The 15,361-nt window shown below is 47.4% G+C and carries 9 protein-coding genes, 2 tRNA genes and 2 pseudogenes; 9 read left to right on the top strand and 4 right to left on the bottom strand.

Translation table 11 applies throughout. From position 1 onward, the window contains the following. Positions 1-115 precede the first annotated feature (115 nt). Complete coding sequence (gyrA, locus tag BST99_RS06245; protein ID WP_105001037.1) at positions 116-2,644, top strand: DNA gyrase subunit A; 2,529 nt, start codon at positions 116-118, stop codon at positions 2,642-2,644. 39 nt (positions 2,645-2,683) lie between these two features. Beyond that, on the top strand, positions 2,684-3,952 hold the full coding sequence (locus BST99_RS06240; protein ID WP_105001036.1) for a tetratricopeptide repeat protein: 1,269 nt from the start codon (positions 2,684-2,686) through the stop codon (positions 3,950-3,952). Positions 3,953-4,005: 53 nt separating this feature from the next. Here the strand turns inward: BST99_RS06240 and BST99_RS06235 are convergent, their stop codons facing one another. Continuing rightward, entirely contained in the window at positions 4,006-4,773 is a 768-nt protein-coding gene (locus tag BST99_RS06235) for a C40 family peptidase (protein ID WP_105001035.1), read from the bottom strand. Further along, on the bottom strand, positions 4,774-5,955 hold the full coding sequence (locus BST99_RS06230; RefSeq protein WP_105001034.1) for an acetyl-CoA C-acyltransferase: 1,182 nt from the start codon (positions 5,953-5,955) through the stop codon (positions 4,774-4,776). A 51-nt stretch (positions 5,956-6,006) separates the two neighbouring features. On the opposite strand from BST99_RS06230, the pseudogene BST99_RS06225 reads away from it, so the two are divergent. The 3 genes and pseudogenes from BST99_RS06225 (at position 6,007) to BST99_RS06215 (ending at position 8,357) form a co-directional block, all read left to right on the top strand. Further along, positions 6,007-8,054: pseudogene (locus BST99_RS06225) on the top strand (HD family phosphohydrolase). Between the two features lie 122 nt (positions 8,055-8,176). Next, positions 8,177-8,260: transfer RNA gene (locus BST99_RS06220), tRNA-Ser, on the top strand. 19 nt (positions 8,261-8,279) lie between these two features. Continuing rightward, positions 8,280-8,357, top strand: a tRNA-Pro gene (locus BST99_RS06215). A gap of 258 nt (positions 8,358-8,615) precedes the next feature. Here the strand turns inward: BST99_RS06215 and argE are convergent. Then, positions 8,616-9,779 (bottom strand): acetylornithine deacetylase, encoded by a 1,164-nt coding sequence (gene argE, locus BST99_RS06210; protein WP_105001033.1) that lies wholly within the window; start codon positions 9,777-9,779, stop codon positions 8,616-8,618. A 3-nt stretch (positions 9,780-9,782) separates the two neighbouring features. Further along, positions 9,783-11,125, bottom strand: a pseudogene (locus tag BST99_RS06205) (YfcC family protein). 249 nt (positions 11,126-11,374) lie between these two features. On the opposite strand from BST99_RS06205, the gene BST99_RS06200 reads away from it, so the two are divergent. The 4 genes from BST99_RS06200 to BST99_RS06185 all read left to right on the top strand — a co-directional run bounded on the left by BST99_RS06200 (position 11,375) and on the right by BST99_RS06185 (position 15,302). Then, a complete protein-coding gene (locus BST99_RS06200) occupies positions 11,375-11,995 on the top strand; it encodes a hypothetical protein (RefSeq protein ID WP_105001032.1) in 621 nt (206 codons plus the stop codon). 170 nt (positions 11,996-12,165) lie between these two features. Next, positions 12,166-12,531, top strand: a complete 366-nt coding sequence (locus tag BST99_RS06195; RefSeq protein ID WP_105001031.1) for a hypothetical protein — start codon at positions 12,166-12,168, stop codon at positions 12,529-12,531. Between the two features lie 243 nt (positions 12,532-12,774). Beyond that, on the top strand, positions 12,775-13,566 hold the full coding sequence (locus BST99_RS06190; protein WP_146106227.1) for a hypothetical protein: 792 nt from the start codon (positions 12,775-12,777) through the stop codon (positions 13,564-13,566). Between the two features lie 89 nt (positions 13,567-13,655). Further along, positions 13,656-15,302 carry a S41 family peptidase gene (locus BST99_RS06185; RefSeq protein ID WP_105001029.1) on the top strand — a complete coding sequence of 549 codons (1,647 nt, stop codon included), beginning with the start codon at positions 13,656-13,658 and terminating at the stop codon, positions 15,300-15,302. Positions 15,303-15,361 lie beyond the last annotated feature (59 nt).

Raw genomic sequence — 15,361 nt, 5'->3', positions numbered from 1 at the left:
AGAGGTAAGAAGTGCTGTTGATAAATCTTTTAATAAAGAATAAGTTCAATCCCTCTTCAGGCCCCATTTTGCGTATATTGGCTTGATTTTTTGATCACAAATTTTCAATCAATTTATGGCAGAAGGAGAAAAGTTGATCCCCATCAACATTGAGGATGAAATGAAGTCCGCTTATATCGATTATTCGATGTCAGTTATTGTATCGCGGGCTCTCCCAGACGTACGGGATGGATTAAAACCCGTACACCGTCGTGTACTTTATGGAATGCATGAATTGGGTGTCAGGTCCACAAGCGCCCACAAGAAGTCGGCGAGAATTGTGGGGGAGGTACTCGGTAAGTACCACCCACACGGTGACACCTCGGTTTACGACACCATGGTGCGTATGGCCCAGGAGTGGAGTTTGCGTTACATGCTGGTCGACGGACAGGGTAACTTCGGTTCGATTGATGGCGACAGCCCGGCAGCGATGCGTTATACGGAAGCCCGTATGCGGAAGATCGCGGATGAGATGTTGGCTGATATTGATAAGGACACGGTTGATCACAGCCTCAACTTTGACGATACCTTAAAAGAACCAACCGTACTTCCTGCGCGAGTGCCCAACCTCTTGGTGAATGGGTCAGCGGGTATTGCCGTGGGTATGGCGACCAATATGCCTCCCCATAACCTTTCGGAAGTGGTGGATGGAACGGTGGCTTATATCGATAACCCCGAGATTGAGATCAGTGAATTGATGCAATACATCAAGGCACCTGACTTCCCAACCGGAGGAATCATCTACGGTTACGATGGTGTAAAAGATGCCTTTGAGACAGGTCGCGGACGAATTGTCATGCGCGCCAAGGCCAGCTTCGAGGAAGTTCAGGGGAAAGAGGCCATTGTGGTTACCGAAATCCCTTACCAGGTGAACAAAGCCGATATGATCAAAAAGACGGCTGATCTGGTAGGAGACAAAAAGATTGAAGGCATATCATTTATTCGGGACGAATCGGACAGAAAAGGTATGCGCATTGTTTATGGACTCAAGCGAGATGCTATTCCGAACATCGTCCTGAACATGCTCTATAAATACACGGCGCTACAGACCTCTTTTAGTGTAAACAATATTGCACTGGTGAAAGGGCGTCCACAGTTGCTCAACCTCAAGCAAATGATCCTGCACTTTGTGGATCACCGCCATGAGGTTGTTGTTCGCCGCACCAAATTCGAATTGCGTAAGGCGGAAGAGCGCGCTCATATTTTGGAAGGACTGATTATTGCCTCAGATAATATCGATGAGGTGATTGCTTTGATTCGTGCTTCCGAGAATGTAGAAGCCGCGCGACAGGGTTTGATGGACAAGTTCAAACTGACCGAAATCCAAGCCAAGGCGATCGTCGAAATGAGACTGCGTCAATTGACAGGACTGGAGCAAGACAAACTTCGCGAGGAGTACGAGGAGCTTACCAAATTGATCGCTGACCTGAAGGATATTTTGGACAACCGCGATCGCAGAATGCAGATCATCAAGGACGAACTCCTGGAGATCAAAGACAAATACGGAGATGAGCGTCGTTCAGAAATTAACCTGGCCGGAGGAAGTCTCAGTATTGAGGATATGATTCCGGATGAGCAAGTGGTGATTACCATTTCGCATGCTGGCTACATCAAGCGCACCTCGCTTAACGAATACAAGACCCAAAATCGTGGAGGGGTGGGGCAGAAAGCTTCTTCCACTCGAAACGAGGACTTTTTGGAGCACTTGTTTGTCAGTACCAACCACCAGTACATGCTGTTCTTTACCGAAAAAGGAAAGTGTTTCTGGATGAGGGTTTACGAAATTCCAGAGGGCAGTCGTACCTCTAAAGGGCGTGCGATTCAAAACCTGATCAATATCGAAAATGACGATAACGTAAAGGCCTTTATCTGTACCCGTGACCTCAAAGACGAGGAATACGTGAACAACCATTACGTGATCATGGCGACCAAGAAAGGGGTGGTGAAGAAGACCTCTTTGGAACAGTACAGCCGTCCGCGTCAAAACGGGATCAATGCGATCACGGTGCGCGATGGTGATGAACTGCTCGAGGCCAAACTGACCACCGGAACCAGTCAGATTTTACTGGGACTGAAATCCGGGAAAGCGATCCGCTTTGAAGAAGGCAAGACCCGTCCGATGGGGCGTAACGCTTCCGGGGTGAGAGGAATCACCCTCGCGGACGACAAAGATGAAGTGGTGGGCATGGTTTCGATCCACAATATGGAAGAAGATATCCTGGTCGTATCAGAAAACGGCTATGGTAAACGTTCTTCCATCGACGATTACCGAATCACCAACCGTGGTGGAAAAGGAGTAAAGACCATTTCGATCACAGACAAAACCGGTGGCTTGGTTGCGATTAAGAGCGTTAGCGACTCCGATGATTTGATGATTATCAACAAGTCAGGGATCGCCATCCGAATGGGCGTGGAGGATCTTCGCGTGATGGGACGGGCCACTCAAGGGGTTCGCCTGATCAACCTTAAAGATAAGGACTCTATTGCGGCTGTTGCCAAGGTGATGAAAGATGATTCGGCTGTCGAGGATGCGGATGTGCTTGATATTGAGGTAGATACCGAAGATGGCACAGCACTTGATAACAATACTCAAGAAGAATCCTAAATTTGCAAAATAAACACACTTAATCTTAATTCAACGACGATGAAAAAACAGTTTGTATTATTCGTTCTTGCACTAGGCGTTAGCTTAGGAGCTTTTGCTCAGAAGGACGAAATTAAAACAGCGACAAAAGCCATCAAGAAGGGAGACTTTGCTGCAGCAAAGGCCGCTTTGGAAGGGGCTTCTGGAACCATAGATGGTGCTGACTCCAAAGTTCAGGCGCAGTACTACTATTTGTTGGGTGATGTTCAGGCGGCTTTGGCTAAGAACGATGCGGCTCTTTTTGATAAAGCAGCTAGCTCCTACAACAAAACTATTTCTCTAGAAGAGCAAATGGGGAAAGAGAAGTACACGACTGATATCCAATTGAAGCTTCAGCAAATGGTTGCTGATTTGGTCAACGGTGCTGTGGATGATCAAAAGAACAAAGCCTTTACCGATGCAGCCAAGAAGTTGTACCTCGGGTATACTTTGAGCCCAAAGGACACCATTTACTTGTATTACGCTGCTGGTAGTGCGGTAAATGCTCCGGATTATGACATGGCTCTGGAGTACTACAGTATCCTCAAGGAACTCAACTACGATGGTAGTACTCTAAAGTATACGGCTGTGAACAATGAAACAGGGGAAAGAGAAGAATTGCCAAAGGATACTCGTGATCTATACATCAAAGCACAAACTCACTCTGATCCAAAAGACGAGAGAACTCCTTCTAAAAAGGCCGAAATCGTAAAGAACGTTGCCTTGATTTACCAACAACAAGGGAAAAACGAAGAGGCTCTCAAGGCTTACGAAGATGCGATTGCACAGAACCCTAAGGATGTTAACCTGATCCTGAACAAGGCCAACTTGTACTATGGAATGGGTGATAAAGACAAGTTCAAAGAGTTGATGGCAGAAGCCTCTGAAATGGCTCCTGATAACCCAGACTTGTTGTACAACATAGGAGTAATTAATATGGAGCAAGGGGATTACGAAGGTGCTCGCGGGGCGTACAAGAAAGCGCTTGCGATCGATCCTAACTACACCAACGCTCTTTTGAACCTTTCTACGACTTACGTAAACGAAGGAAACGACTTAATCGATAAGATGAATGAGTTGGCTTCTTCTTACAAAAAAGCAGATATCGCGAAGTACGACGAGTTGAAAGAGAAGAAAGACAACCTCTTTAGAGAAGGTGCTTCTGTCTTGGAAACAGCATTGAAAACGCAGCCAGAGAACACCAGTATCCTTTCACAATTGAAGAATATCTACGGTGCTTTGGGAGACGCTGCAAACTTCAAGCGAATCAAAGGCCTACTAGGAGAATAATCTCTTCTTAACCGAATAAAAAAGCCCGGCTCATCAAGTCGGGCTTTTTTATTTTAGAGAATTTTTTTGATGACCCTCAGGGAGTGGGTGTAGCTCCGCAGTTCGGGATTAAAGACCCCGGTGTGGTCCAGGCGATCAATGCGTACCTGCCCGTGCACATGGATCAGGTAGTTGTTCGGCAGAATGATGCCCACGTGGTTGATCTCTCCGTCTTTGTTGTCAAAAAAGGCCAGGTCTCCCGGTTCGCTCTCCTCGATAAAGCTTAGGGCTTCTCCGAGTTTCGCTTGGTCACTGACTTGTCGGGGTATGTTGTGACCCCCAAGTTTGTACACCATTTGAGTAAAACCAGCGGCATCAATGCCAAAAGGAGATTTGCCTCCGGCTTGTTCCGGGGCATTGAGGTAGAGCAGGGCCAGGTCGATGAGGTCTTCCTTTTTCTGCTCAGGCACCAGGCCTTCTCCTTCGAATTCCTTTTTAAAGTCCTTCAGGTGATCGATTCGAGATCCAAGGAGAACAGGAGTCAAGCGGTTGCGTTCGCAGACCACATGGGCCACCAATTGCCCGCTATAGGTGCGTTGGCCTTTTTGGGTGCAGCTCTGGTATTCCTCCTCCGTTATAGGGTGATACTGGGGCCGGTACATCCAACCACCCTCGCCGTCATCGGCGAGTTTGACGCGCACCCAAAACTTGCGTTCTTCTTTGATTTCGAAATGTTCCCCAAACAGCACTTGTGTCTGCAGAGGGGCTTGTGGGTCAGGATTTTCCCGAAGGGGGATACTACTCAGCAGCGCCAGACCATACCCTTTCTGACTCGCTGCCAATTATCCTTGAATTCGTTCAACAACCAGCGCAGAAGCACCTCCACCACCGTTGCAAATTGCAGCGGCACCCAGTTTGGCATTCTTTTGCTGTAGTACGTGAAGCAAGGTGACTACGATACGGGCACCAGAGCATCCAAGGGGGTGACCCAAAGAAACAGCTCCTCCGTTGATATTGACCTTGTCATCGCTCAGCCCGAGAATTTTCATGTTGGCCAAACCAACGACTGAAAAGGCCTCGTTGAATTCAAAGTAGTCAATATCGTCCAGACTAACGCCGGCTTTTTCAAGGGCCTTAGGCAGGGCCTTGGCTGGAGCGGTGGTGAACCACTTAGGCTCTTGGGCTGCATCGGCGTATGCGCGAATCTTTGCGATAGGAGTGAGTCCTTTTTCAGCAGCTTTCTCTGAGCTCATCAGTACAAGGGCAGCAGCCCCATCGTTGATGGTGGAAGCGTTCGCTGCGGTAACCGTACCGTCCTTGGTAAAGGCCGGTCGAAGGGCAGGAATTTTTTCCATGCGAACATTCTTGAACTCTTCGTCTTCAGAAACCACAACCGGCTCTCCTCGGCGCTGAGGGACTTCTACAGGAACAACTTCGCCTGCAAAGTTTCCTCCGCTCCAAGCGGCGGCTGAGCGCTCGTAAGACTGAACAGCAAAGGCATCCTGGTCTTCTCGGCTAAACCCGTGCTCGGTGGCACAGAGGTCTGCACAAACGCCCATGGCGTTACCGTCATAGACATCGACCAGTCCGTCGCGCTGCATTCCATCTTGTGCGGTAGCCGGGCCGAATTTAAGGCCTTGGCGCATATGCATATAGTGTGGAATCTGGCTCATGTTTTCCATCCCTCCGGCAACCACGATGTCGGTATCACCCAAGGCGATGGACTGAGCGGCCTGCATGATGGTTTTCATTCCCGAAGAGCACACCTTGTTCACGGTTGTGCAGGGAACGGTATCTGGAATTCCGGCGTAAAGAGCAGCCTGTCGGGCAGGGGCTTGGCCGGTTCCGGCTTGCACCACATGACCCATCAGAACTTCTTGAACTTCTTCCGGAGAAAGGTTGATTTTTTCGAGTGCTCCCTTGATGGCGGTTGCACCCAATTTTGGGGCAGGAACGCTGGATAGAGCTCCCATAAAACTGCCGATTGGGGTACGTACGGCAGAAACGATTACGACTTCCTTCATGCTTAATCTCAGTTATGTCGCGAAATTACTAATTTTAGCCCTTGTTTGCCCATGGCTAGACCACTTGATTTCATTTACCGGCACCAATCCCTGCTCTACAAGATCTTCTTGTATTTGATAGCAGTGATCCTCATTGTATGGATGTTTCCAGGTGGGGGTAAATTCAAGTACGATTTCAGTAAGGGGAGGCCCTGGCAGTACGAAAACCTCTACGCCCCCTTCGACTTTTCGCTTAAGAAGAGCCAGGCCGAAATCGATGCAGAGCTTTCCGAAATCGATTCTGCGCGTGTCTACTACTACCGCTTCAACGAAGAGATTTACGAAGAGGTCATTTCGAACTACAGCATTCAGTTTGAAGGGCAATTTCAGTTTGAGGATTTAAGCCTGAGCCAAACCAAGAAATTATTCGAAACCGGAGACGACGCGATTCACCGCCTGTACACCAACGGAATCTTTCCGGACAGGGCACGGGGTCGTAACATCAGCTTGCTTCGCGAAAACACCTCGCGTCCGCTCGATCCGGAATACCTAATCACGGAAGAGGACCTGCCCTTGGCTTTGGACCGTTATTTGGCCGAGCTGCCTTCGAACCAGGTCAAGCAGAAGCTCTCTCAGTTCATTTTAGGCCTTCTGCAGCCTAATGCCAGCCTGGACGATGAATTGACCGACAACTCCTTTAAAGAGGCCATGGATCAGTTCTCTTACACCCGGGGGACGATTTACGATGGGGAGTTTATCATCGCAAAGGGAACGGTGGTCGAAGACCGAGAATTCCGCATCCTGCAGTCTCTGAAGGACGAATACGAATCAGAGCTTTTTGAAGGAGATAATTCTTACCTGATTTTATTGGGATACAGTATCCTGGTGGCCTTGGCTCTGATGATGCTGTTTTTATTTCTGCAAAGGTACCGCCAGGAGGTCTTTGCCGACAACAACAAGATCAGCTTTATTCTCTTCAACATCCTGCTCATGGTGTTTATTACCACCATGGTCGTGAAGAATTTCACCTCGAACGAGGCTTGGGTATACGCGGTGCCTCTTTGTATACTGCCGCTGATTCTCAAGAACTTTTTTGATGCACGTTTAGGGCTGTTCACCCACGTCATCACCTTATTGATTTTGGGCTTTGTCGTACCCAATAGCTTTGAGTACATCTTCTTGCAAATCACAGCGGGGATTGTCACTATACTCGGGGTTAGCCAACTCTATAAACGAACCAACCTCTTCATTGCAGTAGGACAGATCACCCTGATCTACTTTATTGGCTACTTTGCCTTCCACAGTATTCACGAGGCTTCTTTAGAGGGCCTTAAGTGGCAGGTGTTTGCCATCTTCCTGCTGAATGGGATGATCACCTTGTTTGCTCAGCCGCTGATCTACTTGTACGAGAAGATCTTTGGGTTGGTTTCGGATATTTCTTTGCTGGAGCTTTCAGATACCAATTCGACCCTGTTGAAGCAGCTTTCTGATAAAGCGCCGGGAACCTTCCACCACTCTTTGCAGGTAGCGAATCTGGCGGAGGCGGCCGCTAACGAAATCGGAGCCAATTCTCTTTTGGTCAGGGTAGGGGCCTTGTACCACGATATCGGGAAGATGACCCGCCCGACCTTCTACACCGAGAATCAGGTGACTAATGTGAACCCTCACGATGATTTGCCACCGAAAGAAAGCGCCAAGATCATATTGGACCACGTCTTGAACGGCATCGAGATCGCCCGGAAGAACAACCTGCCGGATCGTGTAATCGATTTTATTCGAACCCACCACGGAACTTCTCTGGTCTACTATTTTTACAAGAAGCAGAAAGACTTAGATCCCGATACCGAGGAGGCAGACTTCCGCTATCCGGGGCCTATTCCGTTCTCTAAAGAAACCGCCATCCTGATGATGAGTGATGCCGTAGAAGCCGCTTCCAAGAGTTTGAAGTCGCCTACCTTTAGTATCATCGATGACTTTGTCGAAAAGATTGTCAAGGGGCAAATGGAGCTGATCAGTTTTTGAATGCCAACATCACCTTCAAAGAAATCGAAGCCGTGAAGAAGGTACTCAAGCAAAAACTCATCAATATCTACCACTTAAGGGTGGAGTATCCGGAGTAGAACCCCCTCGTTTAGAAGCACTTCTGAATCCCTTAAATTAATTTGAACAAAACAGTTGTTTTCTACAAACTGAAAAACTATTTTTGCGTCCGCAATTTTGAGTACACGAAGAGCGGAAACCTGGAGAGGTGCCGGAGTGGTAACGGAGCAGATTGCTAATCTGTCAGCGCGTATGTGCTGCCCGGGTTCGAGTCCCGGTCTCTCCGCAAAGTTCAAAATAGTGTACGGGGTGTAGCGTAGCCCGGTTATCGCGCCTGCTTTGGGAGCAGGAGGTCGCAGGTTCGAATCCTGCCACCCCGACCAAGAAAATCCAGACGTCCGAAAGGAAGTCTGGATTTTTGTTTCCAGAAGGCGGAAACGCAGTTTCCTGGCCTTCGAGAAACAAAAAAGCCTTAGACGAGCGTAGCTCGGTCTCTGGATTTGTCTTGAGCAACGCTTCCCTACCAGGATGTCGGCCTGAGCGCAGTGAAGTGATGAAATCCTGCCGTCTAACAATTCCCTCGAGACGGAAACCTTGTTTCAAGGTCTCTCGTGAATAGTAGACTAGCAGGATAGGAAGGATTATTCCGCCCCCTCAAGCTCTTCAATCAGTCGGTACATCATTTCTTCCCCCTGGGCCAGTTGATCCTTACTGATGAATTCATTCGCTCGATGGGCCTGCGCAATGGAGCCTGGTCCGCAAATCGCGGATTGGAAGCCCTCGTTGGCGAATTGCCCAGCTTCAGCGGCATAAGAAACCGTGGTCCACTCCGAATTCCCCGAAAGACGCTTGATCAGCTCAACCACCTCATCATCGATCTGGGTATCCAGATGGGGAACCGGCGGGTGGTTTTCGACATTCTCAATGCTAAAGCCCGGATAGATGTTACGGAGTTCCGTTTCTCTTTCTCGGCAATAGGCCTCGAACTCCGCAATAATATCGTCCATATTGTCTTTGGGAATGGTCCTTAAATCCCAGTAAAACTTGGCCTTGTCTGCAATGACATTGGGTGCAATTCCCCCTTCAACCAGACCGATATGGATGGTGGAGTGGGGCGGATGAAAACGATCATCCAAACGCTTGGCCTTAATCAGTCCGTCCATCTTTTGTTCCAGCCACAGAATAAGACGCATGGCTTCGTGGATGGCGCTCACTTCCTGCTTAATCCGGCTACTGTGTCCAGCCGATCCATTGACATAGGTTTCCATGATGTAGATTCCTTTTTGGCCAATGATGGGTTCCATCATAGAAGGCTCTCCGATGATGGCGTATTTCGGTGTTTCGCTGTAGTGGGTATTGATGTGCTGGGCCAGTTCCGGAGCCGCTAGACAGCCGATTTCTTCATCGTAAGAAAAGGCAAAGTAGATGGGTTTCTTGAGATCCGCTTCAACCATCTTGGGCAGGGCGGCTAGGCAACAGGCGAGGAAGCCTTTCATATCGCAAGATCCGCGGCCATAGAGTTTTCCATCTCCCTTGTCCGTCAGCAGAAAGGGATCGGTGGTCCAATCCTGTCCTTCTACCGGTACCACGTCCATGTGGCCCGATAATATTACTCCGCCATCAACGGCAGGGCCTATTCGGCAGTGAAGGGAAGCCTTGGTCTGGTCTTCGTTGGGGACCAAGTGGGTTTCTACCCCATAGGATTCGATGTACTCTTTGATCCAATCCAAAATGCTCAAATTGCTCTGTCCTCCTAAAACCGGAAAGGATACTAATTTGGCTAGTAGTTTTTCAACATTCGTCATAGTCTAACTGTAGTTTGTTGCGACCGCGATTATAATCATCACAAAGGCCAAGGCAAAAAGGGTGATTAAAACCGGAAAAATAAACCGGATCCAGCGGTCAATAGGTACCCGGCACATGCTGAGCATGGCGACCAGACCACCCAGAGTGGGATTGATTAGATTAGAAAGCCCATCCCCAATTTGAAAGGCCAGAATCGTGATTTGTCTGGATAAGCCAGGGATTCTCCCAAGGGCAGCATGACGGGAAGGGTAGCCAAGGCCTGACCACTCCCAGAGGGTATAAAAAAGTTGATAATCGATTGCGAAATCGACATCCCTATGGCGGAAGCATACAAAGGCAAGCCTTCCAGTACACTGGCCATTTGGTGTGAGATCGTATCGCCAATATTGCCCATTTCCATCAAGACTTTGATGGTAGTCGCAAAGCCTACCATAAAGGCTCCAGGTGCGGCAAGGGCCACTGACTTCAGGACGGTCTCACTCATCTCCGTGGCACTCATGCGCGAAACAAGGCCGCTCAATAAGGCAATGATTAAGAAGACCGCAGAGAGCTCATTGATGTGCCAGTCGAGATTGAATACACCGTACAGAATAGCCCCCAGCCCCAGGATAAAAATCCCGATGACCGACCAGTTATTGGGCGTTAAAAAGTACTGTTCAATGGGTTTTGAAAGCGATAGGTCGTCGGTATTCAAACCAATGCCCATGCTTTTGCTGGGGTCCTGGCTGATTTTTTTGAAGTACCGCACATTATAATAGGCCATTACACTGAGCCCTAAGAAGCAAAGCAAACTGCGTAAAAGCGCTCCAGAGAACATGGGCAGTTCGGCCAAGCGATGCCCTGTCCCTACAGTATACGGGTTAATGGGGGAAAGACCGAACCCGATGGTCATGGCGCCTACCGAAATGCCAGCAGCCAAAATGAGGTCGCCCCCAAGGGCCAAACTCACGACTGCGGCAATGGGCACCATAGCGATGTTGTTTTCGTATCCTACAGCAACGCCCAGGAAACCGTAGATGAAGGTCATGATAACGATAATGAGGTACTTGCGCTCAAGTCCCAGGTTTTTAATCAGGGTCCCGACGGCATTTTCGACTGCCTGAGATCTTTCCATAAAGCCGAACATAATCCCGCCCGATAAGACGATAAAGATAATTTCGACGGCGGTTTTAAATCCCAGAGGAATTGCCGTAAACATATCTAAAAGACTGACGGGAGTAGAGGGGATGGTGCTGTAGGAGCCCGGAACCACTGTGCTGCGTCCCTCGATCATTACTCTTTCGTAGCTTCCCGCCGGTAGAATATAGGTCAGGACCGTCACCAATACGATGATGGAGAAGAGCATGGTTATGGCATGCGGAATACGTTCAAAAATGCTCTTTTTAGGGTGGCTATTGGCGGACATCTACTTGGGTTAGGAGATTCATGAGCATTTGAAAAGCCGATTGGCTAATGGGTTAAGTGTGCTAATATAAATCCTATGGATTTAATAAGGGAGGCAATAAACTGCTTTACTCATTTGACTAAGGGCTACACTCATTCTCATTATGACCAGAGAGAAGAAGAATCTAGATTTGAGTAAAATCAAAGCCTTATGAACAAATCTATCTTCATTCTGTTTTTTCTTATCGCACAACTTTCTTTTGGGCAGGAATGCATGAACGTGAAATTTAAAATTCGAGGATATTTTTACGCTGGAAGTAGCCAGATCGATTCAACGGCCTTGGGAGGGTTCTACGTAGATAAGAATGTTCCTAAAAAGCTCAATGCTGAAATTGGGAAGTATTCAAATTCTAAGGACATGGAGCTCTTAGTAAAACCAGAGATGGCAGCGGAGTATATGGAAGGTATTGCTGGCTTTAAGGTGTTTTTAATCAATAAAACAGACTCCATAATGGAGCTCCCTGCTCAAGACAGTCGCCTGTATTTAATACGCCAGGTATTTTACAAAAATGAATGGAGAGACGTGGAGTATTTGCCTAGTAGCTGGTGTGGTAACAGTTACCATAATGTCTATATTGACCCTAATGATTATTGGGAATTTACGGCACCTTGTCTAAAAGGTAAAATCGAAGCGAAATTCAGATTTCAGCTTTATGTAAACGAGAATTTGACTATTTATTCGAATGAATTCGAAGGCAGTTTTAATAAAAGGCAATTGAGAAAAGAACAGGGACATAAACCGATGGGTTTTATGGACCCCTATAATAATTAGACAGGGTCTTTACCTCTATGTAACAGGTTGGTTTCCGCGGAGATGTCGATCTCTTTCTCGTAATCGGCGCTCTTTTAAAGTGACAGGGTTTGAGGAATATGGACTAGGCTCCATGGGTATTCTTTTCCATTCTTTGAAAACCGATTCCTTCAAACCTATACCTTTGCTGCATGTACCAAACACTCCTCATACTTCTCGGTGGCACCCTTGGGGCTTTGGCCACTTTTGTACTTCAAAAATTCGAGCTTTCGGCCGTGGTTGCTTCTTGCATTGTCGGACTTGTCGGTGCAATGCTCGGGCACTTCCTGAAGAATGAGCATTTGGCTCTGATCATTTTTGCGGGCTCTTTCGTGGGAATGACCAGCACTGGACTGGGAAGTTATCCGCTGGTGGGATTGGGCGGTCTGGTCGCTGGACTGATCTACCTATTCTCTTTGGATGTCTTTGCGGGTTTTGGTGGTCGATTAGGAACCATTGCCTTCTTAAGTACTTTGGCCTCTTGGGCTGTTTTTACCGGAGTTTCTAAATTGATGTAAAAGAACTAGAATTGCTCTTTTAATCCTCTGTTATTTCAAAACACACTTCTAAGGGCATTCCCTGATTTTTATCAAATGGGGAAATGCCCTTAAAGTTTTGCAGTAGTCTGAAAATACCTTGCTATCAGTTTGTAATCAATAAAATTGAATTTGATGAAAGACCTCAAATCACTGTTCCTTCCCCTTTTAGCATTATGCCTTCTTAGCTGGAGCTCAGCTCAAACTAAGTTTACCGGAATAGCGATGAGTGCTTCCGTTCCTTCAGGATGGCAAATACAAGAAGAAAACTACGGGCAAATTTTGATGTCTAATCCCAATGTCCAAGGTGCGCTGATGTTTGTAGAGCACGGATGGTACAATGAGCAGATGATTCTGCAAAATATGCAGCAAAATATACAGGAAGAAGGCTTTCAGGCTGCCTTGGCCTCGGATGTGATGCAGTTGGAAAACGGAAATTATATCGCCCTCTATCAAGGCTATGCCGGTCAGCAAGAAGTGATCATCGTCGCGGTGGTTTCTCAGAGTAAACTCTGGCAAATCGGTGGGGTCATGACCTTGATTCTGGTAACGGCCGAACAGTTCAACGACAATTTTCAAAATATGGCGGTGGAGGTCAGTAATACCATTCGCTACCGCAGCTTTATGAGTAAGGAAGCCCAGCAAAAGGCCAATATGTTCAAGGGCCGAAAGCTCATTCGATACAGTTCCTACTACACCTCAGATTGGGCCAATACGGTTAGCGTGGGGTCCAGCAGTAAGACCACGATCAACTTTTGCTCTAGCGGAAAGTTCATCTTTGATGGATACTCGGATTTTAGCGCCGGAGGAGGTGCCTTCGATGGACAAGTCTCAAGCAGCAACACTGAAGGGGTAGGGCTTTGGAGCCTGATGGTCGTCAATAATTATATGGTTATCCGTCTGGTTTCTCTGGCTGGAGAGGTGAATTATATGCCGATCGAAAGCTATACCGACGAGGGCTATTACTACATCAATGGAGATAAGTGGGCTATAGGAGGGAGCAGTGTTTGTAACTAAGGTGGAGAATTCGTTAATCTTTCCCCAATTAAGAAAACACTAATAATTCCTTTGGAGTGGCTTGAGCTAATTTTCCCAAAAACTCAACCATGAAGAAAACACTCGTTTTGATGGCCCTGCTTTTTTTGGCTTTCAACCTTCAAGGGCAATCCAACACCCTTTCGAAAGAACAAAAACTCGCCGCCACTGCTAAAATTTGGGGCTTTTTAAAGTACTACCATCCCGAGGTGGCCCAAGGGAAGTTTGATTGGGATTTGGAACTGATTAATATTCTGCCCCTTGTTGAGAGCCCGATGAGCCGAGATGGCTTCTCGCAAGTGCTCAACACTTGGATTGATGAGCTCGGGGAGGTTGAGGAATGTAAGAAGTGCCAAAAAGCGAGTGATAAGGATTACTTCGGTAAGAATTTTGACCTGAGTTGGATGGATGATAAACAGCTCTTTCATCCCTCGCTTTCAGGACGGTTGAGGTTTATAGAAAAGAACCGCTTTTTGGGTCCTAATCACTATGCCATCCCTACCCACAAAAATGTCGGCAATTTCAATCCACAACACGAGGAGTTTGCCGGTTTTGATTGGTCGAACAAGGAGCACCAAATGGTACTGGCTTTTAAGTACTGGAATATGGTGGAGTACTTCTTTCCGTATAAATACCAGACCGACACCCCTTGGTCTAAGGTGCTTTCAGAAACCATTGAGGAAATCCTCCAGGTGCAATCAAAAAAAGAGTACGAGCTGGCCCTAAGGCACCTGATCATTAAGATTGACGACGGCCATGGCTACATTAACTTCGATGATCAACGCCCTTTGTGGATTCCAAACCGGATTTCTTATGTCGAGGATCAATTTGTGGTGGTCAAACCCTGGAATGACTCGATTGCACAATTTTCTTCTCTTGAAAAAGGGGATGTCATTAAAGCCATCAATGGCCGGTCCATTGAGGAGTTGAAGCAGGAAGAAATGGCCCGCCAGCCTGGGTCTAATTTACTCAGCAAGTACCGGAACATGAGCTATATTTTCGGGCAGTCCATGGACAAGAGTAGTATTCAATACACTGTGGAGCGAGATGGCCAGATACAAACACTCGAAGTCCCGGTTTACACCACAAAAGAAATTGGAATCGGTACAAAGAAAGAGGTCAAGAAATGGAAACTCCTGGACAACAACATTGGCTTTATCAATATGGGGATTATTACACCCAAAGAGGTCTTTACGGCCATGAAAGAATTCAAAGACACCGATGGTCTTATCATTGATGTTCGGAATTACCCAAAAGGATCTATGTACGCCCTGTCTGGAAGACTCGTTCACCAAAAGAAGGACTTCTGTAAAGTGCTTCGACCCGACTACAGCTACCCGGGGAAGTTCTATTGGGATTCCGGACTTAAAACGGGGTATAAGAAAAGGGGAAAGGCCTACGAAAAACCCATAGTCGTGCTGGTAAATGAACAAACCCAAAGCCACGCTGAGTTCAGTGTGATGTCTTTGCAAGCAGCGGAACAGGTTACCACCATTGGACGACAGACCGCCGGGGCGGACGGAAACATCTGCCGCATTCAGTTGGGCGATAACTACAAAACCGCCTTTTCCGGGATCGGAATCTTCTATCCTGATGGAAGTATTACCCAGCGTTCAGGAGTGCACATTGACCAGGTGGTGGAACGAACCATTGAAGGGGTTAAAGCAGGAAAGGATGAGGTCTTGGAGGTGGCTATTCAAATGATCGTCGGGGAATAGTGTATATACTTTGTTTTTGGGCCTAGCGATTACATAACGAGACCCTTCTGTATATTAGT

Source organism: Aureicoccus marinus (assembly GCF_002954325.1).
Classification (GTDB): domain Bacteria; phylum Bacteroidota; class Bacteroidia; order Flavobacteriales; family Flavobacteriaceae; genus Aureicoccus; species Aureicoccus marinus.
This window is presented reverse-complemented; position numbering and strand designations above follow the sequence as displayed.